This is a genomic window from Chryseobacterium sp. CFS2, assembly GCF_036543225.1.
GTDB lineage: Bacteria > Bacteroidota > Bacteroidia > Flavobacteriales > Weeksellaceae > Chryseobacterium > Chryseobacterium culicis_A.
The window spans coordinates 313,190-336,407 of the sequence record NZ_JAZHQU010000003.1; the positions used below are offsets into that span (position 1 = coordinate 313,190).

Consider the following 23,218-nt stretch of genomic DNA (forward strand, 5'->3'; position numbering starts at 1 on the left):
TTCATTCTGATATGAACATTATCTATGTAAAATCAACCATATAGAATATTAGTAAACCAAAATCCATTTGTGATCATAAAAAAATGACCAGAACTTTAAAAGGTCTGGTCATTTTTTAAACTAACTTTAATTGGTTTTCTTTTTCCATTCTGCTTTCACATCTTCAGCGGCATCTTTCGTCTTCTCCCAAGCTTCATCAGCCTTATCTTTAATATCTTCCCAAGCATCGGAAACATTAGATTTTACTCGATCCAGCCAGTCTTCCTGAGTTGCTTCCTGATCGTTATCTCTTTTTTCATTGATATAATCTTTAGCTTTATCTGCTAAGTCGCTGATCTTCCATTTTGCCTCATCAGCTGCATTTTTTAAAGAATTTTTTGTTTGGTCTACTGCATTTTCCGCTTTGTTGTAATCTGAATTGTTCATAATATAATATTTTAGTAATTGGTATATAAATAAACAATCACCATGCCTAAAAAACAATTATTCTGTTAAAAAAATCTTAAAAAAAATACTTCAATACATAGATCCCTGTTTTACAGCTATTAAGCCTGTTATATTTTTTCAAAGAGATGGCCGAAATAGTTCTTTTTCTTAACGAGATAACTTTCATTCACTTCATTAGAATCAATTTCCAAAGGAATTCTGCTGTTGAGAATAATATCGCTATTCTCTACAGATTTGATTTTATCGGGATTATTCGTTAATAAATTGATCTCTTTTATATGTAAGATACCCAACATTTCAACTGCGATATCAAAGTTTCTTCCGTCAGCAGGAAACCCCAGTTTTAAATTAGCTTCAACGGTATCCCAGCCCTGTTCCTGAAGCTCATAAGCCCTCAGTTTGTTGATGATTCCGATATTTCTTCCTTCCTGACGCAGATAGACAATTACTCCTCCATTTTTAGAGATATATTTCATGGCAGTATCCAGCTGTTGTCCACATTCACATTTTCTGGAGTGAAAAATTTCTCCTGTAATACATTCTGAATGAAAACGTACGTTTACGACTTTCGTAAAATTTGTATTCTCTGCCACCCAAACCAAATGAGGAGACCAGTCTTCTTCACTTTCCGAAAATGCATATACATTGAAGATTCCGTAGTCTGTGGGGATTTTTGATTGCGCCTGTATTTTAAGCATAAGTTTAATTTAAAATTAATTGATCATCTATTTATCAAACGGGCTTTTTTTATCCTGTTTTACCCATATGAGCTTTGAGGTATCGTAACCGATCTCCTGAGCCTTGCTGATGAAACGTTGTTTGATATTTTCAGGAATATTTTTTTCGCGGGAAAGAATCCACAGATAGTCTAAATTTTTTCCGGCAACCAATGCATATTTATAATCCTCAAGGGCAACTACATTATATCCGGCATAAAAAGGCCAGAAAAAACTCACTTTCAGAGCTGCGATATTTTTTTCTCCTCTAAATTTAGCTTTACCATTTACTGAAACCCATTTGTTCTTTTTAAAATTATATCCGCTGTTCATTACATTCACGCTACCGTCCTCATTAAGACTGTACTGAGCCATTGCATTATCAAGATCTTTTTCAAACCGATAATCAAATCTTGCTATTTCATACCATGTTCCTAAATATCTGTTGACATCAAACTGATTGACAGGCTGAGTATTTTCAGGCATAGACGTACAAGAGGACAGACTATTTAATAATCCGAAGCTCATTAACAAGATAAAAGTTATTCTATTTTTCATTTTTAGTTATTTTTTTAAAGAAATAAATATTTAATAAAAACTGACTGTATCCATAAACAGCATCCTCAATAGGAATTGTTCCCATTCTTACTCCTAAAAATTCATCAGGATTGTAGTTAACAACCGGCGAAGGAATTAAAGATCCTGTCAGGATTCCATTTACTGCAAAAAAGCCCGGCATCAGAATCAGATATACAAAACTAGCCTTGGCTATCCAGTCTTTTTTAGCGATAAAATGCAGATAGCAAAGCGTGAGGATCGTTACCACTACTGTTAATAAAGTATATATTTTTTCATAATAAAGAAGCCCTGCCACACTAAGAACAATAACTGCTGTAAAAACAATAAGATTATTAAAAACACTCACCCACTCCATCTTAAAAAACTTTTCCAGACAGTAGTAAGTAAAAACACAGGCAAATGGAATACAGTAAAAAAACAGCCATTCTTCAATGGGAAGTTCTGCAATTTTAATCCCAAGGGTATAATGAAGATCAAACCACCATACTCCTTTTGCCGTAAACCATATATCCCAGAGAATAAATGGAATGGCTACAATAGTAGATGACAACAAAAATTTTCCGAAAAGCTTATTGAATTCTATCCTTCTGTCAAAAGAAGCCAAAAAGCAGATAATGACAGTGAAAAAATTAATCAGTAAATAAGTATAGTGCATCATTTTTTATTGAAATACATTTTAAAATATTTTACAGGAACCCATAAAAATCCAAAACATTCTCCATCTTCTTTCCCCAAATATTTATGATGTTGTTTATGTGCTCGTCTTATTGCAAGTAAGTACGGATTATTTGTTTTGGTAAAAACTTTTGCTCTTTGATGGATAAAAATATCATGAACAAAGAAATAAGCCATTCCGTAAAGACTTATTCCCAGACCGATAAAAAACCAATAACTGAATTCCTGTTTTACTCCCAGATATAATAAAGCAATAGCCGGGCTTGCAAAAATGAAAAAGAACCAATCATTCCTTTCAAGCTTGCCATCATTGCTATGATCATGATGATCCCGGTGCAGGAACCACAGAAAGCCGTGCATAATATACCGATGGATCAGCCATGTTGCTCCTTCCATTGAAATAAATACTCCCAAAACGATCAGAATATTCATTTTAATTATGTTTATTGTTAAAAAGATCATTGAGAACCCTGTATCTGAAATCAAAAATGCTTCTGAGCTTTTCTTTTACAAATAACTGATGGGCTATTTTACCTAAAACTCCCATTGGAAGTTCATAATCTACAGTATCTTTCATAAGTACTCCGAAACCGTTGGGAATAAATTCATGAAAATGATTCCAGTATTTATACGGACCTTCTTTTTGAAAATCAGTGAAGCTTTTATAGTTTTCTACCTGATTGATCACTGTTTTCCACTTCATCGGGATTCCCAATACGGGAGAAACTGTGTAATCAATCTCCATTCCTTCGAATATGGGTTCATCATTAATCTCTGAAAGAACCACAAAATTCATACTTTTAGGGGTTATTTCAGATAAGTTATGAGGAGATGAAAAAAATTTCCACGCTGCCTCAATATTGCAATTAAGCTGTTGCTCTCTGTATAATCTGTACATTATTTATTCTTTTTTGAATAGTTTCACAACCTTAAAAAAATTAATCACTACTACAATTTAAGCATTAGAAATAAGCAGATTTGTAGCGTATATAACTCTTGAATGCTACCAACAGTTTTTGCGAGTTTGCAATTCTTATCCTTTGCTGCAGCATTTTTTGAGAACTTGTTTTTTTTATTTTTTCAAACAGCGACAAGTAGTATCTGTATGCCAGATAAACTCCGAAAATAGATGAATTCGGTAATTTTTTAATTCCCAGTAATGCTTCTTTAAACTCTTCTTCAATCTCTTTTTCAATACAGGCTTTTAATGTATTATCAAATACTGACATATTCATAGACGGGAAATAGGTTCTGCCCAGAATCTGAAAGTCATCTTTGAGATCTCTCAAAAAATTAACTTTCTGAAAAGCAGATCCCAGTTTCATAGCGAAGGGTTTCAGTTTTTCATATTGCTGTTTATTACCTTCAGTAAATATCTGCAGACACATAAGACCTACCACTTCAGCAGACCCATAGATATATTCTTTATATAATTCCGAGTTATAATCAATGGTATGAAGATCCATCTCCATACTGTACAAAAACTGACTGATCAATTGTATATCAATATTATACTGACGCACTGTTTCCTGAAATGATTGTAAAATGGGATTGAGTGATATACCATCTTCCAGCGCCTCATAGGTTTCTGTTTTTAATCTATTCAAGAGCTTTTCTTTATCATAACCATGAAAGCTGTCTACAATTTCATCCGCCAGGCGTACATAACCATAAACAGCGTAAACAGCAGGTCTGATGGAAGGCTTCAGTGCCAGTATCCCCAATGAAAAACTGGTGCTGTATTTTTGTGTCGTGTACTTACTGACTTCGTAAGACAATTCATCAAACAATTTTTTCATATTATTTTATTTTTAGTTTACTGACTTCAGTTGCTACTATTTTCCCGGAAATTATTGAAGGAGGAACACCCGGTCCCGGAACAGTTAGCTGTCCCGTATAAAAAAGGTTTTTGATTTGTTTATTTTTGATTTTAGGTTTCAGGACAGCTGTTTGTGACAAAGTGTTAGACAATCCATAAGCATTACCCTGATAAGCATTATAGTCTGAAATAAAATCACTTACACAATAACTCTTTTTATACTCAATTCTTGAAAAAAGATCACTTTCTCCTGTGTGCTTTTCAATTCTATGAAGCATTTTTATAAGGTATTCTTCCCTTACAGCTTCTTCATCATGTATTCCAGGCGCAAGAGGCAGCAACAGAAAAAGATTCTCACAGCCTTCCGGAGCAACATCCGAATCTGTTTTTGAAGGACAACACGTATAAAAAAGAGGTTTTGAAGGCCATTTCTTATTTTTATAAATACAATCTATATGATTGTCAAGTTCATTTTCGAAAAAAAGGGTATGATGTTTTAAATGCGGAATTCTTCCCTTGATTCCAAGATAATAAATAAGGCACGAGGGCGCAAAGGTTCTTGTTTTCCAATATTCTTCCTTGTAATTTCTGAGTGATTTAGGGAGTAATGTTTCTGTATGATGATAATCTGATGAAGCAATTATGGCATCAAATTCATAATTTTCACCGTCCATTGTGATTGAAACTACTCTTCCTTTTTCTGTATTTATTTTCTGTACTTCACGGCTAAAATGAAAAGTTACCCCTTGTTTCTCTGCAACTTCTTTCATGGCGAGAACCAGCTGATAAAACCCTCCCATTGGGTACTTTGTTCCCAAAACATAACCTCCATAATTCATGAGACTATACAGAGCAGGAATATTTTGAGGAGAAGCACCAAGAAATATAACCGGAAATTCCATTAGCGATCTGAGTTTTGAATCAGAAAAATAGCCAGAAACATATTTCCTGAAATCACTCAAAAGATTAAGTTTCATTGCGCTGCCTGCTATTTTTAAAGAAGCAAATTCTAACCAGTTATAACAAGGCTTTGTCACAAAATCTTTCATTCCTACCTCATATTTAAACTGAGCTGATTTCATAAACTGATCATACCTATTACCCGCTCCCGGCTCTATTTTTTCAAATAATTCCCGGATTTCATCATTGTTTTCAGGTATTGAAACTTTTTCTTTTGCAAAAACCATTTCAAACTGTGGGTCTAAGGAAATCAGTGTAAAGAAATCAGATGCTTTATACCCAAAGTCATTGAAAAAGCCTTCGATAATATCAGGCATCCAGTACCAGCTGGGTCCCATATCAAAAACAAATCCTTCCTCTGTTTTAAATTGTCTTGCACGTCCTCCGGGCTGATCATGCTTTTCAAATACATGTACTTCATGTCCTGACTTTGCAGCATATGCAGCTGCAGAAAGCCCGGAAAAGCCGGAACCTATTACCGCAATTCTCTTTCTTATGTTATCGGCATTCATTGTTATTGAGTCGTTTTATTCAACACTTTTTACGATTTATTCAATTCAGTTTTTTATACGCAGCATCCAAAAGATCTCTTGCATCGAGATTCATCCGGTAAAAAGAATGATGAAATTCATCCAGTTTAGAAAGTATAGCAATGAGCAACATCTGTTCAGAATGAGTAAGGTTTCCTGCCACCACCTTTGAAGCCATACGGATCTCTTCCATGCTATCAGCTAATACAGCAAGTCCTTTCTCTGTTATTTGAATCATCTTACTTCTTTTGTCTTTTTGAACAACAGTCTGTTCAGCCCAGCCATTATGAAGTAAACGGTTAATGATAAGTATACCCGAAGATTTTTCATGAAGATTGCGTTTGATCAGTTCCATTTTAGACATGGTTCCCAATACCTTAAGGTTTATAAGATATATGAAATCATCCTGACTTGAAAAGGTAGAATGGCTAATTACAGAGCGTGAGTAAGATTTTGCATATCTATTCATTCTTATCAATAAAGTAGTGATAACACTATCAGAACTTCGTCCCAATTCTTTTCCTATCCAATCAGGGTCTTGAGATTCAAAACCATCTTTACAGGACACATTAATCCATTTTATAAATCCTTTAAGGTCATTACTATAGAAGGATTTACCCTCATTTTGTTTCATGAATTGCTGAACAAGTTCTATAACCGATTTTATAAGATCAAAATTCATATAAAACATTTAGTACACAAATGTACTAATTTTAGAATATAAATATACCTTTATTTTGTTTTTATTTGATAATTAAACCGAAATGATAAAAAAGTGCTTTAAAAGAGGTAGAAAATCAATATGATCTTTAAATAAACAGTAATAAGTAAACTATTAAATAGTAAATTAATAAACCAAAATGATTTTTATAAATTGTTTGTTGATGGCAGAATGACCATAAAGACTTCTACTTTTTAATTGTTATGATTAACAGGGTAGTCAAAATAAAAGATATTAATATCCTTTGCAGAAGACCATATCGTCAGGAACATGAATAAAACTACCTAAGCAAGATCATCCAATTAAAAGTCCATACATTGAAAAAACATGTAAATGATTATTCTGGTAATTTAGGCGGAGTTATCCTTTGATTTTTAGTATTGAGTGTTCCCAGGAATGCTTCCAGTTGAGCTATTTCTTCATTGGTAAGATCCAATGGTTTCAACATTGAAGATTTCTGAGAATCTAATTGTATATTTCCATGTATTATTATTTTTTGAATAATCCAACCCTACCCGGTAAGTGAAATATTGTCCACCACCACTGGTGGTAAAATTGGTCCTGTAAAAATCACCATTCCTGTTCATTACATCAAACCAGTTGACATCTACGCCATTCCATGGATAAGCTACAGGCTTGGGAAGGTTTTTAGAATAATCATTATAAAGCTGAGCATACTGCTGTCCGCTCAGATATTTAATTTTATTAATACTCTGAGAAACTCCATATTGGGTAGTAAATGAATAAGTCGGTTTTCCTTTATGTCCTTTTTTAGTGGTAATCAGGATCACTCCATTGGCAGATTCAGCTCCGTAAAGTGCTACTGCTGCTGCATCTTTCAGAATATTAATACTTTCAATATTATCTGTATTGAGCCTTGCCAGTGGATTAATGTTCATCTCGGAATTGGATTCTGCACCATTAAAGTAAGTCTGAGCAAAGGGATTGTCTTCTCTCATGATGACACCATCTATATGATGAGTGGCTGTGTAGAAGTTCCGAAAACTGCTGAAAGCGGAACCAGAGAGCCTAGTCCTCTAATATTTATATTTACAGGCTTTCCCAGTTCTGTATTATTTACAATCTGTACTCCGGGAGCCATCCCTGCAATCATCTTATCTATACTTTCATAAGCTTGGGAAACATTAATATCTTTTTCTATAAGTGTTACGATGGATCCCACAACTTCTTCTTTAAGCTTTTTGGTTCCATAGGAAGAAGTCACAACAACTTCCGCAATCGATTGCACATTTGTAGAGTCTTTTTTTTCGGCTGATGAAGTTTGGCCATTGATGAGAACAGCTCCGCAAATCATCAGAATACTTGCGACAGATTTATTCATTACTGTTGAAATAGGAATAATTTACAATAAAGAGAGGAGGTTTACAAACTATATTCTTAAAAGAAAACCTGATCGATACAGAAAGAATAAAAAGCTGACAAATGCCATTGCATACCGTCCAAACTCATGAAGTTTTAATTAGAATTAATAAAAATTAATTGAAAATTTAAGTAATTAAAATAGAAAAAAAGAATATGCCTTTTAATTTTTTCCGAAAAAGTAATCCCTTTAATCAGCTATGTGTAAAAGTTCTATTGAGGACATTGTAATAAATCATTACTGTTTAAAATCTTTTTTAAGTCTCAAATGTAGTTTGAAACGGCAAGATAGCTATAATAAAAAATGATATAAGATACCTTTATTACCTTATAAATTTAAAGTTTTTCCGCACCTCCAAAAAAGGTAATTAATATAAAAACAACAATTTAAGGGGATTCAAAACAAATTATTTAATTAATATCTTCATAAATAATGTAAAACACAGTCATTTTACTTTTAAATAGCTATAATTTGATTAAATTTACGTCAATAACGTCTGTTTATTCAGGCATCTTAAAAAACGCTCAGAAAAAAAGGTATGAATAAAAAAAATGCCACTATTTATGACATTTCCAATAAGCTCAACGTAAGTGTGGCAACTGTTTCGAGAGCATTGAATGACCACCCGCGAATAAGTGAAGCTACCAAAGAGCTGGTTCGTAAAACGGCCAAGGAAATGAATTACAAGCAAAATAACCTTGCCAAAGCTTTAAAAAGCGGTGAAACCAAAAATGTAGGTATCATTGTTCCGTATATCAATACCAACTTTTTCTCGTCAGTAATCCGAGGAATTGAGGAAGAGCTTTCCCCACTGGGTTATCATGTGATTATCTGCCAGAGCCACGAAGATGTGAATATTGAAAAAAGACAGCTGAACACGTTGCTGAATGCTCAGGTAGACGGTATTTTTATGTCTGTTTCCAAAACAACAACGGATATCAGTCATATCCAAAGCATTATAGATACTTCGAATACACCGGTTATTTTCTTTGACCGTAAAAAAGATATCTCAGGAATCAGCACGGTGACTATTGATGATTATCGTGGTGGTTACATGGCTACGAAACATCTTATCAAAGAGGGATATAAGAATATCTGCCATTTTGCAGGAGATCTTAATCTTGAAATTTACCAGAACCGTCTTAATGGCTATAAACAAGCTTTGGCAGATCATCACCTTCCTGTAAAAGAGGACAATATTATCTTTACGGGCAGTTCTATTGAAGAAGGAACAGAAGCCATCAAAAAGCTTTGGAGCAAAAAATCTGTTCCGGATGCTATATTTTCATCCAGTGACTTTGCTGCTTTAGGTGCCTGCCAGGAATTAAAAAAGAGAAAAATAAAAATTCCTGAGGAAGTTGCCATTATCGGTTTTTCCAATGAACCATTCACTCAGTTTATGGAGCTTCCGATTAGTTCGGTAGATCAGACTCCTGTATTGATGGGGAAAATGGCAGGACAGGTATTTTTAGAAAGTGTAAAAGAAAACGGTTCCGGGGTTTCTATTGAGAAAAAGGTGGTGCTTACGCCGCAACTTTATATCAGGAAGTCGTCAAAGAAAAAATAGTTTTTCTCTTGAGATTACTACGTGACAGAAGTCATCAAAAGCCTGTTTGTCATTCTGAAGAAGGACAAATCTAAATTACACTCTATTTATAAGTTTTGGCTAAAGCCAATGATCGTATCTCTGTTTTATTAAACGGGCTAAAGCCTGTTTCAATTGAATCACATTTTTACTATTACTTGATCATTTTACTCGTGAGAAAGTTTCACTTCTCTAAATATTCCTCGCTCTGATATTTCATTATTATAAAAAGAAAATGCCTCCTACAAAGTAGAAAGCATTTTCATCCCTAATTAATATTTATAGTCAAAAAACATTTTATAAACTAACGCCTCTTCTCCAGGCAATAAAGTCGTTTTGATTTAAAATGGCAGCTTTTGTTTTTACTTCTCCACTGGCTATTTTAATAATAAACTCCAGCAGTTCTTCTGCTTTCTCATCAATTGTCTTTTCTCCTGTAATCACGTCTCCGGTATTGAAGTCGATGATATCAGGCATTCTCTCGGAAAGTGAAGTATTGGAGGATATTTTTACCACAGGAACGACAGGATTTCCAGTAGGAGTTCCAAGACCCGTTGTAAACAACACGACATTAGAGCCTGAACCTACCAAAGCAGTGGTGCATTCTACATCGTTTCCGGGAGTACATAGTAAGTTCAATCCGGGTTTCTGAATATATTCGGTGAAATCAAGGACGTCATTAATGGGAGATGAGCCTCCTTTTTTAGCCGCTCCTGCAGATTTCATGGCATCAGTGATCAACCCATCTTTAATATTCCCCGGTGACGGATTCATATCAAAGCCAGATCCTGCAGCAACGACTGATTCTTCAAAATCTTTCATCAATTGTAAAAATCGTTCTGCATCTTTCTCGTTTACACAACGGTTTACCAGTTCCTGCTCTACGCCGCATAATTCCGGGAATTCGGAAAGAATTGTAGCACCACCAATTCCGGCCATTAAATCTGACAGACGGCCTAAAACCGGATTGGCAGAAATTCCGGAAAAACCGTCTGAGCCACCACATTCCAATCCTAATATAAGCTTTGAAATAGATGCCGGTTTTCTTTGGATTTCGTTGGCTTTTTTAATGGCTTCATAGGAATCCTTAATGATCCCGCTCAGCATTTCATCCACGGTTCCCGATTTTTGCTGTTCATAAACGATAATCGGTTTTTTATTGTTGGGACTGATCTTTTCAAGGGCATCTTTAAAAATCTGAACCTGCAAATTCTGACAACCAAGGCTCAAAACGGTTGCTCCAGCCACATTTGAATTATTAACGTAGCCTGCCAGCAAACGTCCCAATGCTTCTGCATCCTGACGAATTCCGCCACAACCACCCTGATGGGTTATAAATTTAACGTCAATATTTTTAAAAACCCTGGAGTCCTGATCTTCTTCTGCGATAACTTCTTCCTCTGAATTATTGATAAGAGATCTCAACAACAGCTGATGTTTTGTTACTTTTTCAAATAAAAGTTCTTTCTCAAAAACCTCTTTTAAAATCTCTACATTTCTGTTTTCACAAAAAACCAAAGGAAAAAACAGCCATACATTTTCTGTTCCTACCTGCCCGTCTTCCCTATGATAGCCCATGAAAGTTTTATCCTTCCATTCCTCCACATCCGGAGCTGTCCAGGAAATAGTTTCTGTTTTGCCTTCTACTTTTGCGCTCTGATGTTTTACATTTTCCGTGGTAATCACCTCTCCTTTTTGGATGGGTTGACTGGCTTTTCCCACCAAAACCCCATACATGATAATGGAATCTCCAGCAGAGAGATCTTCTGTAACGAACTTATGTTTAGCCTTTGTATCTTTTATCATCTCATAAGTAAGATCATCCAGTGTAACCGTTTCACCCTGTGCAAGATCAACCAGCGCAACTGCTACATTATCATCAGGATTTACCTTCAGTACTTTCTTTTGCATAATATTTAAGAGTAAGATTGAATAAAGTTTTGATACGCTGTTTCCACATCATGATTATCAATTTCCCACAATGCTTTTGCCACCGCCTCTTTCAAACCTTTAACTTGGGTAAGATCAGTATCCCAGAAAGCATTTTCACTTAGTGCCAGTGTTGCTACCTTTTCATAATCGTTTGTTGTCCAGATATCTTTGAATCGGTTGATAATTGCCTCTTCATCATTCAACGGAAGGGCTGCCCCATTAAAACTTCCCTGGTAGAATCTTATTAAACTTGCCAGAGAGAAGGTTAAATTAAGCGGTAATTTATGATTAATTTCAACATACCCTAACAGGCTCGGAAGAATTCTTACTTTAAATTTAGAAACAAAATACAAGGCGATACTTGCCAGATAGTGCTTAATAAAAGGATTTCTAAACCTGTCAAACACTTCTTCAGCAAAATCTTTCAACTCGTTCTCATCCAATCCTAAGGTTGGGTTGACTTCATTGAAAACCGCATCACGTAAAAACTTCCCGATAAATGGATTGTCAATGGATTCTTTTACCGTTTCTTTTCCTGATAAAAGTGCCGGAGCCAGCATTAAAGTGTGGCCGCCATTCAAAATTCTTACTTTTCTCAGGCGATAAGGCTGAATATCATCCACTACCAGAATCTGTTCATTGATCTGATCGAAGGGAATTCTTTCTTTCAGATTTTTAGCATCCTGAATGACAAAAAGTAAAAATACCTCAGAAACAACCATCATCTGGTCTTCATAATCCAACTGTTCTTCATAAGATTCTGCATCATCTTTAGGATATCCCGGAACAATCCTGTCTACCAATGTATTGTGGAAATAATTACACTGTTCAATCCATTGCACAAAATCCTCTTTTAAATTCCATAATCTGGCATATTGAATAATGATATCTTTTAAGACAAAGGCATTATCTTCAATGAGTTCACAAGGGATAATTCTTAATCCTTTTTCTGGTGCTCCTTTGAAATATTTAAATCTTTCATATAATAAAACTGTCACTTTCGCCGGAAAGTTTTTGTGCGGTCCGGAATACTGATCTTCAGTTTCGTCATACGTAATTCCTGTTTCTGTGGTATTGGAGAAAACAAATTCCAACTCTTCTTCTTTTGCTAAAGCCAAAAATTCGTCATATTGTGTATAAGGATTGATGGACTTCTGAATGGAAGAAATCACCTGTTTTTCATCAATAATTTCACCTTTTTTTATTCCTCTTGTAAAAAGGGTGTATAGATTATCCTGCTCTTCCAGTTTATGAACAGAACCACCCTGTGTAGGCTGAACATTGACAATTCCAGCGTTGAAACCTGCTTTTTTATTTAATTGATCTATAATATAATCTGTAAATCCCCGCATGAAATTTCCTCCTCCAAACTGTACGATTTTGATCGGAAGCTTTTCGTGAGAACCATTGAATTCACGATTTAATTTTTGTTTTATCTGATTTTCCATTTTTTCTAATTTGAATGAAACTATCTTTGGATCTGATAGCTTTTGTTTCTATTTAATCACTTTGTATTTAGGAACCAAAGTCTTCATGACACTCCAGGCAATCAGGTAAGCCACTGCACATACTGAGAAAATGATCATGTAGCCTTTATCAATTCCATCGGAAATAATAGCTCCGGATTTTTCCAGATCATGAACAAAATTTTCAGGAAGACGTTCATTAATGTATTGAGGATATTTTTCCAATAAAGGAATTCCGTCCACAGTAGTCCATGCTTTATGAGCATGATCAAACAGAACTCCAGAAGATTTATTAATTAAAAATGAGCCGATTCCACCTGCCATCCCTCCGATTCCGGTAATGGTTGCGATGGCTTTTTTAGGAAACATATCGCCCACCGTAGAGAAAATATTGGCAGACCATGCCTGATGTGCTGCTCCCGCAATTCCGATAATCAGAACCGGAATCCAATAGGAAACAGAACCTAATGGTTGTGCCAACAAAGCCAGCAGAGGGAAGAATGCGAAGATTAACATCGCTTTCATCCTTCCGGAATAAGCATTCATCCCTTTTTTCTCTACAAAATATTTTGGAAGCCATCCTCCAATAATCGACAATAAAGTGATCATATAAAGAACAAATAGCGGTAAGGCACTTTGGGTAGAATCCATTTTATAAACAGAACTCAGATAAGCTGGTGTCCAGAACAGGAAAAACCACCAGATTCCATCTGTCATAAACTTTCCAAAGGCAAAAGCCCAGGTTTGTCTGTGACTGAAACATTCCCTGAAAGAGAATTTCTTTTCCGGCAGCGATGCATCTTCTGCAGGCAAATCATCCTGATCCTGCTGAATATAGATAAGCTCATGCTCATTAACCTTGTGATGTTCGTGAGGTTTTTTGTAATAGAATACCCAAAGGCCCATCCATACAAAACCTAATGCTCCGATGATGATAAATGCCCATTCCCAGCCCATCGATTTTGCGATAAAAGGAATGGTAACCGGCGCAGCTAAAGCTCCAACCGTTGCTCCGGCATTAAAGATACTGGTTGCTAACGCTCTGTCTTTCTTTGGGAAATACTCTGCAGTCGTTTTTATCGCAGCAGGAAAATTCCCAGCTTCCCCAACAGCCAGAACGAAACGGGCAAAAATGAACAATGTGACACTGGTACTGATGATAGCCCCAACATTATCTACTCTTCCGATAATCTCTTTAGATTCTTCAAAACCTACCCACCAGTGTCCGGTCAGAACCCCTGAAGTAGCAATTCCGCAGAAAGCATGGAGTACCGCTCCTATCGACCAGATTCCGATCGCCCAGAGAAATCCTTTTTTGGTATCCATCCAGTCTACGAATTTCCCGGCAAAAAGCATACTTATTGCGTAGAAAATAGAAAATAATGCAGTGATATTTCCGTAATCATTATTGTTCCAGTGAAATTCCGGAGCGATGAAATCTTTCCAGGTGAGAGACAGCACCTGCCGATCCATATAATTGATGGTCGTTGCAATAAAAAGGAGCAGGCAGATTGTCCATCTGAAGGTACTCGGTTTCGGAGATATTTCTTTTTTCATATCAATCGTTAATAGTATTGATTTTTATTGATTTTAACAATAGAATAAGACAAAAACTATCCTTTCCATGCTATATAAGCACAGAATCTATTAATTTTTTAAACCATTATTATTTAATTAAAGAATTGAAAACAGTTAAGTTGAGCTTCAATGGTTACCCTCTTGAAAGTATTTACTTAGTTTTTACTTTTCTTGCTGGCTTAAAACAAAATGAAAGGATCTCGTTATCTTAATTCATTAATAACCTGAATCGAATGGGCAACTGCTTCTGTAATCTTTTCATAGTCATATTCTCCTTCCTCATTTTTTACAAACAGCTGGGAACCTAATCCTACACAATAGGCTCCTGCAGAAATCCATTCGGTAATATTTTCTTTAACAGGGATTACTCCTCCTGTAGGCATGATGTTTGACCATGGCAGCGGACCTTTCACTGCTTTGATGAATTCCGGACCTCCTACCTGTGTTGCCGGGAATATTTTTACAATTTCAGCACCCAGTTCTTCGGCGTAAGAAATTTCAGAAACAGAACCACAGCCGGGCATCCAGGCAATTTTTCTTCGATTGCAAACTTTTGCGACTTCAGGATTTAAAATGGGAGCTACAATAAAATTCGCACCATTCTGAATGTATAATGAAGCCGTTGCCGGATCAAGGATAGAACCAATCCCCAGGATCAGTTCAGGAATTTCTTTGGCAACATATTTTACCAGCTCAGCAAAAACTTCATGGGCAAAATCTCCCCTGTTGGTAAATTCAAAAACACGGGCGCCACCATCAAAACAAGCTTTCACAATTTTTTTGCAAACATCAAGATCTGTATGATAAAATACTGGTACAATCCCTGTCTGCTTTGCCATCAAGGCAACTTCTATTCTATTAAATCTTGCCATAATTATCTTTTTATTCTTCCTCCTGAATTTCCGTTCATCACTTCCAGGATGTCTTCTGCACTTGAATAGTTAATATCCCCCGGAATAGTATGTTTTAAAGCACAGGCTGCGTTTGCAAAATTCAATGCTTTTTCGTCATCAAAATTCTTTAAACCATAGATTAACCCTGCGGCAAAAGCGTCTCCCGTCCCGATTCTGTCAACGACAGGATTGATTTCAAGGAGATTGGTTTCAAAATAGGTTTCATCTACCCATGCTCTTCCCTGGGTTTGCTGAGTGCTGGCTGTGACCCCAATTCTTACTTTATCAAAAATCCTTTGAACGGAAGGAATCTGTTGTTTTAATTCTTTACAGGCTTCAATAAAACCTTCTTTGTCTGAGGAAAACTGAGTTTCGAAAATTTCATTGATTTCGTTTACTCCTCCGATAAAAATGGTGGAATAAGAAACCAGTTCTTTCAGTACTTCATTTCCTTTTTTGCCATATTTCCAGAGATTTGAACGGTAAGCAGGATCGGTTGTCACTTCAATCCCCATCTGCTGAGCGATTTTCAACCCCTCTTTTAAAGCTTCATAGGCTGATTCCGAAATACCGGGACTGATTCCTGTCCAGTGGAAGTATCCACATCCTTCAAGCACATTTTTCCAGTCTATTTTTTCAGGTTGAATATTTGCAAAGGAACCGTTCAGCCTGTTATAAGCAATTCTGCTGGCACGAACTGATGATCCTACCTCAAGAAAATACAGGCCCAGAGGATGTTCATTTTTGTTGATAAAAGTGGTATCAATACCAAAACTCTGAATGAAAGAAACCGCAGATTCTCCAACAAAATCATCGGATACACAGCTGATATGCTGTACTTCACAACCCATTGTTGCCAATGAAGCAGCGACATTCAACTCTGTTCCTCCAAAAAAGAACTCCATTTCATGACTTTGTTTCATGGTTCTGTTTCCGGGTGGAGAAAGCCTCATAATGACTTCACCGAATGTGACTATTTTGCTCATGATATTCAATTAAAAATCAAAATAGTTTTTTGCGTTATGATAACAGATATCTGAAATAGTTTTCCCAATCAGTTCAATGTCATCCGGCAGTTCGCCATTCTTCATTTCTTCTCCGAAAAGATTACACAATACTCTTCTGAAATATTCATGTCTTGGATAAGAAAGGAAACTTCTGGAATCTGTGAGCATTCCTACAAAGCAGCTAATCAATCCCATATTGGAAAGGGCATTCATTTGTTTGATCATCCCATCTTTCTGGTCGAGAAACCACCATCCTGAACCAAACTGTACTTTTCCTTTGATGCTTCCATCATTGAAATTTCCGATCATTGTCGCGAAAATTTCGTTATCAGCTGGGTTTAAATTGTATAAAATGGTTTTTGTAAGTTTATCTTTTCCGTCTAAAGTGTTCAAAAATCGGGACAACGTTTCCGCCTGCACAAAGTCGCCAATGGAATCCCAGCCGGTATCAGGTCCCAGAACTCTATGCATTCTTTCATTATTATTTCTCAAAGCTCCCAAATGGAATTGCTGCACCCATCCGTATTGGTGATAAGCCTCCCCTAAGAATAATAAAATGGCTGTTTTAAATTGGTTCACCTGCTTTTCGGCAATCACTTTTCCGGCTAATTTATCATTGAAAATAGTATTCACTTCGACTTCTGAAGCTTCTTCAAAAGAAATATTGTTTAAACCATGGTCACAGAGTCTGCATCCGTTTTCGTGGAAATACTCAATTCTTTTAAGCAAAGCATCACATAAAGTCTGGTAAGAATTGATTTCAATACCTGCTGAAGCCCCCAGTTTTGCGATATAATCTGCAAAATTGTGATTTTCAATCAAAATGGCTTTATCCGGACGGAACGCCGTGCTTACTTTTATACTGAAATCGCTTTTCGCCAGATCCTGATGGTAATTCAAAATATCTGTAGGATCTTCTGTGGTACATAGAGATTCCACATTCATCATTTTCAAAAGACCTCTGGTAGATTTTTCCGGTGTCTGAAGCTGAGCGGTGATATTCTCATAGATCTCTGATGCGTTATCTTCACTTAATAATTCATCAATTCCGAAATATCTCTTTAATTCCAGATGAGTCCAGTGATACAGAGGATTTCTCAATGTATAAGGAACCGTTTTTGCCCATGCTTCAAATTTCTCTTTGTCAGTAGAATCTCCCGTGATGAATTTTTCATTCACTCCCATGGTACGCATGGCTCTCCATTTGTAATGATCACCGGCAATCCATACTTTAGAGATATTTTCAAAAACAGTGTCTTCTGCAATATCTTTAGGGATCAGATGATTATGATAATCAATGATAGGTTGTTTTTCTGCGAATCTGAAGTAAAGTTCTTCAGCGTATTTATTTTGTAATAAAAATTGATCTGTTATAAAAGGTTTCATTCTAGTCTAATCTGTAGTTATTCATTAGCAGGTTTTCCAATGGTGGCGAGAATTCCTCCGTCAACGTAAATAATCTGTCCGTTGATGAATCTGCTTGCATCAGAAGCAAGGAAAATAGCTGTTCCTGCAAGGTCTTCCGGATTTCCCCATCTTCCTTCCGGAGTTCTGCTGATGATAAAATCATTGAAAGGATTTCCATCCACACGGATGGGTTCTGTCTGGGAAGTAGCAAAATATCCGGGACCGATTCCGTTCACCTGAATATTATGTTTTGCCCATTCTGTTGCCAGATTTTTAGTAAGCATTTTAAGGCCGCCTTTTGCAGAAGCATACGCCACTACATTATCGCGTCCCAGCTCACTCATCATCGAGCAGATATTGATAATTTTCCCGGATTTTCTTTTAATCATATATTTCCCGATTAATTTCGACATGATAAAAGGTCCGGTAAGGTCTACATCAATTACTTTTCTAAAGTCTTCCACTTCCATATCAATAGCCGGAATACGTTTGATAATTCCTGCATTGTTGACAAGGATATCTATTTTTCCATGGGTGGCTTCCATTAACGCTACTTTTTGGGCAGCTTCCAGTTCATCCGTCACATCAAAAATATAGCCTGTTGCTTTATACCCTTTTTCGTGGTAGTAATTCAATGCTTCTTCCAGTTTTGATGGCGTTGTACTGGTGATTGCCAGTTCGGCACCAGCAGCAGCAAGGCCTTCTGCCATTGCCATTCCTAATCCGTGAGTACCGCCGGTAACGACTGCTACCTTACCGGATAAATCAAATAAATTCATTGGGAAAATTACTTTAGTTCGTTTGTTTTAATACCGTCCATATCACCGTAGTCCATATTTTCTCCAGCCATACCCCAGATAAAAGTATAATGGGAAGTTCCTACTCCAGAGTGAATAGACCATTCGGGAGACAATACTGCCTGCCTGTTCTTCATGAACAGGTGACGGGTTTCATGAGGCTGTCCCATAAAATGACTTACCGTCTGCCCTTCTTCGAGGTCAAAATAGAAGTACGCTTCCATTCTTCTGGCATGAGTATGGGCCGGCATTGTATTCCACACACTTCCGGGGTGTAGTTCCGTCATACCCATCTGAAGCTGGCAGGTTTCTACAACAGAATTAACAATCAGTTTATTTATCGTACGTTTGTTGGCGTACTTTTCTTCACCCAATTCCACAATTTCTGCTTCATCTTTCGTGATTTTCTTTGTGGGATATGAATGGTGTGCCGGTGCTGAATTGATGTAGAAATAGGTTTGCTCTTCGCCATCTTTTTCAAAAAATACTTCTTTAGCTCCTTTTCCAACGTATAAAGCTTCTTTATTCCCAAGGTTATATACCGTTCCATCTACCGTTACTTTTCCGGCACCACCTACGTTGATGATTCCCAGCTCTCTTCTGTCCAGAAAGTTTTCTGCTTTCAGGTCGTCTGTAGGTTCCAGTTTCAAAGCTTTGGACGAAGGCATTACCCCTCCTACAATAAGCCTGTCATACATAGAATAGACAACTTTTATTTTATCCTCATTGAATAAATCATTGATCAGAAACTCACTCCTAAGATCTTCTGTAGTATACTTTTTAACATCTTCCGGATGATGGGCGTAACGAAATTCTGACTGTATCATACTCCTATTTTTACTTTTCTTTTTTGCGGTTTTCTCAAACCCGTTAAATTAAATGTAATCGATTGCATAAAATTACACTAAAATTGACAGAAATACTTGTGGGATAAATATAGAATTATTCTTTAATTAGTTAACAAAAAATTAATTTAATTTTTAAAGTGATTGATTTTCAAATATATAAAATTAAAAACAATGCTTGTTTTAATTAAAATAAAAACTTTTCATCCGAAAAAAATTAACCAAAAACAGAACCAGGAACCTTCAAAAATATAAAATCATGCCAAAATAAAACGATATTTTTAAGATATCAAATTGATAAAAATTAAACACTTTTACAAAATATACTATATACATTATGATATATCATTAAAAACAACAAAATACAGATGCAAAATCCTGTGAAAAAAGATGACAAAAATCAGAAAATATCACAAAATTTTGTTTCAAGATAATAATTCAGGGATTTTTTTGATGCAAAAACATATGAATTTTAAGTTATTTTTAAGTTTTCTAAATCTTAAACATTAAAAAACCGAAAAATTTCTATCCCCTCCCATGACATTCAGAACGAACAAATACCAGCCTTATTTACAACATGTTAGATAATCAAAACTCACAACATCCGATTAGAATATTTTTATTTACACCATCAAATTAATAAAAAAATAACATTTTTTTCTTTGCATATTGAAAAATAATATTAGTTTAGGAGCCAGAATAATGTTTTATAAAAAATTACGCAATCGATTGCACAAAAGCGTAAAAAATATTAAAAGCTTCATGACCACTAAAGTCCGCAGAATACTTAACAGTCCTAAACAAGAAAGATTGAAAAAACTTTCAAGCAAGAATTAAAACTATAAGGATATACAATGGATAAAAGAGTACAATCAATAAAGTGGTTATATTTAACTGTTTTTCTGCTTCCTGTCCTTGCAATGGCTCAAGAAAAAGAAACAAAAAAAGATAAAGAAACCAAACTGGATGATGTGGTTTTAGTGGGATATACAAAGGTTTCTAAAAAAGATGTTACCAACGCTGTTTCTTCAGTGAAAGGCGAAGCGCTTAAAGATATGCCGTCTACCAATGCTGCTGAAGCTATCCAGGGAAGACTGGCCGGAGTACAGGTTTCCCTGAGTGAAGGATCTCCCGGCGCTGATGTGGATATTGTAATCCGCGGTGGAAATTCCATTACCCAAAGCAATGCCCCACTCTATATTGTAGATGGTGTACAGATGGATAATGCCCTGACGATCTTATCACCAAAGGAAATAGAATCAATTGAGGTTTTAAAAGATGCTTCATCAACCTCTATATTCGGTTCAAGAGGAGCCAACGGTGTGGTTCTGATCACAACAAAAGGAGGCCGTAAAAAGGGAAAGACAACGATCAATTATAATGGTTTTGTAGGGGTAAGAAGCATTCAGAATAAGCTTAATGTTCTGGATCCTTATGAGTATGTACTCTATCAGTATGAACAATATTATAAGAACGGAGACCTGAAAGATATTGAAACTTTTAACACCCGTTACGGAACATTTGACCAGCTGGATAAATATAAATCTGTCAAGAATGTAAACTGGCAGGATAAACTCTTCGGAAGAGAAGCCTTCAACTTTACCCATAATGTATCTCTATCCGGAGGAAATGAAAATTCGGCATTCTCTTTAACTCTGAATAATGTAGAAGAAGACGGGATTATGATTGGTTCGGGATTTAAAAGAAATATGGCCAACTTCAGGTATGATTATGATATTTCAAAAAAACTGAGCATTGGTCTTAATGCCCGTTACAGCCGCCAAATGATTTATGGCGCGGGAACTTCTGCTTCCGGTTCGCAAACGACCAACAGATTGAGAAATGCTATAAGATATCAGCCTTTTGAAGGAGGTTCAGCGGTAGATGTTGATGAATTTGATCCGTTATTCGCAGATCAGACCAATCTTGTCAATCCAATTCTCCTGGCCAATGATGAAGTAAAAGAAAGCGGAAGAAATGATTTATTGCTTAATGCAACGCTTGATTATAAAATCAGTAAAGATTTCACTTTTCGAAGTGTAATCGGATATGTGCAGAGAGATCAGATTGTCAACCAGTTTTCCGGTCCGGTAACCAACCTTGCAAGACAGAATAATGATCAGCCTGTCGTATTTTTAAGCAACGCTCAAACCAGAAGGATTACCAATACCAATACCCTGAATTATAGAAGAACCTTTGGAAATCACAAGCTGGATTTGCTAGCGGGTCAGGAAACGGTAAGAACAGACGGAGAATCAACGTCTATTAATATAAAATGGTTCCCGAAATCTTCTTCGGCACAGGAAGCATTTGCCAATTCACAGCTGGCTTCACCTCCGTCAGGAATGGTTCAGGATGCTCCTAAAACCGCAAGAGAAGTAGACCGTCTGGCATCTTTCTTTGGAAGAGTAAATTATATCTATCATAATAAATATATCGCAACGGTATCCATGAGAGCTGACGGCTCAAGCGTTTTCAAGCCAGGTCCCAACCAGTGGGGATATTTCCCAGCGGCTTCTTTAGCATGGAAAATCAAAGAAGAAAATTTCTTAAAACAAAGCAATTTTGTCAATGAACTGAAACTTCGTTTAGGATATGGAAAATCAGGAAATAACAGAATCGGAGCTTTTTTATATGATACCTTCTTCACCTCTTCTTCAGACTACGGATATGCTTTTGGAACCAGCGTTACACCAGGTGCCACAACAGGAAATATCATGGCAAACCCTAACGTGAAATGGGAGACTGCAACTTCTTATAATGCAGGTCTTGATTTTGGTTTATTTAAAGGAAGACTTTATGGTACTATTGATGTCTATAAAACGCATACAAAGGACCTTTTATTACTGGCCAAAATACCACAGACTTCGGGGTATGAGTTTCAATATCAGAACTCAGGAAGCAGTGAAAATAAAGGGATAGAATTATCAATGGGAAGTACCATCATCAGTAAAGAAAATTTTTCATGGAAGATTGATGCCAATATCTCATCCAACAGAAATACGATCAAAAGCTTAGGAAACAATGCTTCTGCAAGTTCCAATTCTTACTACTACCCTTCCGGATGGCAGAATAACCTGTTTGATTTCCTTGTACAGGTTGGAAAACCGGTAGGAACTTATTGGGGATATGTTACGGCCGGAAGATATGAAGTGAGTGATTTTAATTATGATGCAGCCACTCAGATCTATACTTTAAAAAACGGAATTGCAAGCTCTGCCGCTGTGGCTAACGGGGCAAAAGCTGTACAGCCGGGAGATCTTAAACTTCAGGATCTCAATGGTGACGGAGTGATTGATAATAAAGACATGACCGATCTTGGAAGCGCACAACCTAAATTCTATGGTGGTTTTACGCAAACATTCCGTTATAAGAACTGGGATATGAGCTTACTTTTCAATTTCTCAATAGGAAATAAAGTATACAATGCCAACAAAATAGAATACACTACTCAGTATCTGTATAAGGATAATAACATGCTGGCAGAAGTAGCGGACCGCTGGAGATGGTTTGATAACGCCGGAAATAAGGTGACAGACCCAACAGCTCTTGCTGCCCTTAATGCCAATACAACCATGTGGACTCCGCCTGCAGGTGCTTACTTCCTGCATTCCTATGCCATTGAAGACGGCTCTTTCCTAAGACTGAATAACCTGACCATCGGATATAGTCTTCCAAAAAGATCTTTAGAAGCCATTGGAGTGAAAAACCTGAGACTGTATGCTACTGTGAATAATTTATTTACAATTACCGGCTATTCAGGATTTGATCCGGAAGCCAATACAAGAAGAAATCCATTAACTCCGGGAGTTGATTATTCAGCTTATCCAAGAAGCCGATTTATCTTATCAGGAGTAGATATCACTTTCTAAAACGAACG

The 23,218-nt window shown here is 36.3% G+C and carries 21 protein-coding genes; 2 read left to right on the forward strand and 19 right to left on the reverse strand.

All coding sequences use genetic code 11. The features are described from left to right. Positions 1-126: 126 nt before the first annotated feature. The 11 genes from ODR02_RS08300 to ODR02_RS08350 all read right to left on the reverse strand — a co-directional run bounded on the left by ODR02_RS08300 (position 127) and on the right by ODR02_RS08350 (position 7,789). Positions 127-426 (reverse strand): hypothetical protein, encoded by a 300-nt coding sequence (locus ODR02_RS08300; protein ID WP_105682448.1) that lies wholly within the window; start codon positions 424-426, stop codon positions 127-129. 128 nt (positions 427-554) lie between these two features. Then, positions 555-1,145: a GTP cyclohydrolase II gene (ribA, locus tag ODR02_RS08305; RefSeq protein WP_309512108.1), complete on the reverse strand. Its 591-nt coding sequence runs from the start codon at positions 1,143-1,145 to the stop codon at positions 555-557. Between the two features lie 27 nt (positions 1,146-1,172). Further along, positions 1,173-1,721: a lipocalin family protein gene (locus tag ODR02_RS08310; protein WP_209784567.1), complete on the reverse strand. Its 549-nt coding sequence runs from the start codon at positions 1,719-1,721 to the stop codon at positions 1,173-1,175. Beyond that, positions 1,711-2,400 (reverse strand): lycopene cyclase domain-containing protein, encoded by a 690-nt coding sequence (locus ODR02_RS08315; protein ID WP_309512109.1) that lies wholly within the window; start codon positions 2,398-2,400, stop codon positions 1,711-1,713. Before ODR02_RS08315 ends, ODR02_RS08310 begins: the two co-directional genes overlap by 11 nt. Then, a complete protein-coding gene (locus tag ODR02_RS08320; protein WP_105682789.1) occupies positions 2,397-2,849 on the reverse strand; it encodes a sterol desaturase family protein in 453 nt (150 codons plus the stop codon). The genes ODR02_RS08315 and ODR02_RS08320 overlap by 4 nt, the downstream gene beginning before the upstream one ends. 1 nt (position 2,850) lies before the next feature. Next, positions 2,851-3,318 carry an SRPBCC family protein gene (locus tag ODR02_RS08325; protein WP_309512342.1) on the reverse strand — a complete coding sequence of 156 codons (468 nt, stop codon included), beginning with the start codon at positions 3,316-3,318 and terminating at the stop codon, positions 2,851-2,853. A 61-nt stretch (positions 3,319-3,379) separates the two neighbouring features. Further along, positions 3,380-4,216: a phytoene/squalene synthase family protein gene (locus ODR02_RS08330; protein ID WP_209784570.1), complete on the reverse strand. Its 837-nt coding sequence runs from the start codon at positions 4,214-4,216 to the stop codon at positions 3,380-3,382. Position 4,217: 1 nt separating this feature from the next. Continuing rightward, the gene (locus ODR02_RS08335) at positions 4,218-5,708 is read right to left on the reverse strand and encodes a phytoene desaturase family protein (protein ID WP_309512110.1); all 1,491 of its coding nucleotides are present in this window, start codon (positions 5,706-5,708) and stop codon (positions 4,218-4,220) included. Between the two features lie 40 nt (positions 5,709-5,748). Further along, positions 5,749-6,408 carry a MarR family winged helix-turn-helix transcriptional regulator gene (locus ODR02_RS08340; protein ID WP_309512111.1) on the reverse strand — a complete coding sequence of 220 codons (660 nt, stop codon included), beginning with the start codon at positions 6,406-6,408 and terminating at the stop codon, positions 5,749-5,751. A gap of 458 nt (positions 6,409-6,866) precedes the next feature. Then, positions 6,867-7,406, reverse strand: a complete 540-nt coding sequence (locus tag ODR02_RS08345) for a TonB-dependent receptor plug domain-containing protein (RefSeq protein WP_209784573.1) — start codon at positions 7,404-7,406, stop codon at positions 6,867-6,869. Positions 7,407-7,417: 11 nt separating this feature from the next. Continuing rightward, positions 7,418-7,789, reverse strand: a complete 372-nt coding sequence (locus ODR02_RS08350) for a hypothetical protein (RefSeq protein WP_209784574.1) — start codon at positions 7,787-7,789, stop codon at positions 7,418-7,420. Between the two features lie 577 nt (positions 7,790-8,366). On the opposite strand from ODR02_RS08350, the gene ODR02_RS08355 reads away from it, so the two are divergent. Next, positions 8,367-9,395 (forward strand): LacI family DNA-binding transcriptional regulator, encoded by a 1,029-nt coding sequence (locus ODR02_RS08355; protein ID WP_209784575.1) that lies wholly within the window; start codon positions 8,367-8,369, stop codon positions 9,393-9,395. Positions 9,396-9,710: 315 nt separating this feature from the next. On the opposite strand, the gene ODR02_RS08360 is transcribed toward ODR02_RS08355, so the two are convergent. The 8 genes from ODR02_RS08360 to kduI all read right to left on the reverse strand — a co-directional run bounded on the left by ODR02_RS08360 (position 9,711) and on the right by kduI (position 19,320). After that, positions 9,711-11,324 carry a UxaA family hydrolase gene (locus tag ODR02_RS08360; RefSeq protein WP_209784576.1) on the reverse strand — a complete coding sequence of 538 codons (1,614 nt, stop codon included), beginning with the start codon at positions 11,322-11,324 and terminating at the stop codon, positions 9,711-9,713. Between the two features lie 5 nt (positions 11,325-11,329). Further along, a complete protein-coding gene (locus ODR02_RS08365) occupies positions 11,330-12,793 on the reverse strand; it encodes a tagaturonate reductase (RefSeq protein WP_309512112.1) in 1,464 nt (487 codons plus the stop codon). Between the two features lie 48 nt (positions 12,794-12,841). Further along, on the reverse strand, positions 12,842-14,368 hold the full coding sequence (locus ODR02_RS08370) for an MFS transporter (RefSeq protein WP_209784578.1): 1,527 nt from the start codon (positions 14,366-14,368) through the stop codon (positions 12,842-12,844). A 224-nt stretch (positions 14,369-14,592) separates the two neighbouring features. Beyond that, a complete protein-coding gene (locus ODR02_RS08375; RefSeq protein WP_209784579.1) occupies positions 14,593-15,261 on the reverse strand; it encodes a bifunctional 4-hydroxy-2-oxoglutarate aldolase/2-dehydro-3-deoxy-phosphogluconate aldolase in 669 nt (222 codons plus the stop codon). A 2-nt stretch (positions 15,262-15,263) separates the two neighbouring features. Continuing rightward, on the reverse strand, positions 15,264-16,268 hold the full coding sequence (locus ODR02_RS08380) for a sugar kinase (protein ID WP_209784580.1): 1,005 nt from the start codon (positions 16,266-16,268) through the stop codon (positions 15,264-15,266). 9 nt (positions 16,269-16,277) lie between these two features. Further along, positions 16,278-17,675 carry a glucuronate isomerase gene (uxaC, locus tag ODR02_RS08385; protein WP_209784581.1) on the reverse strand — a complete coding sequence of 466 codons (1,398 nt, stop codon included), beginning with the start codon at positions 17,673-17,675 and terminating at the stop codon, positions 16,278-16,280. 17 nt (positions 17,676-17,692) lie between these two features. After that, entirely contained in the window at positions 17,693-18,475 is a 783-nt protein-coding gene (locus tag ODR02_RS08390) for a gluconate 5-dehydrogenase (protein WP_047430171.1), read from the reverse strand. 8 nt (positions 18,476-18,483) lie between these two features. Then, entirely contained in the window at positions 18,484-19,320 is an 837-nt protein-coding gene (kduI, locus tag ODR02_RS08395; protein ID WP_209784582.1) for a 5-dehydro-4-deoxy-D-glucuronate isomerase, read from the reverse strand. 872 nt (positions 19,321-20,192) lie between these two features. Here kduI and ODR02_RS08400 point away from each other — a divergent pair. Further along, entirely contained in the window at positions 20,193-23,210 is a 3,018-nt protein-coding gene (locus ODR02_RS08400; RefSeq protein WP_309512113.1) for a SusC/RagA family TonB-linked outer membrane protein, read from the forward strand. The last annotated feature ends 8 nt before the right edge of the window (positions 23,211-23,218 follow it).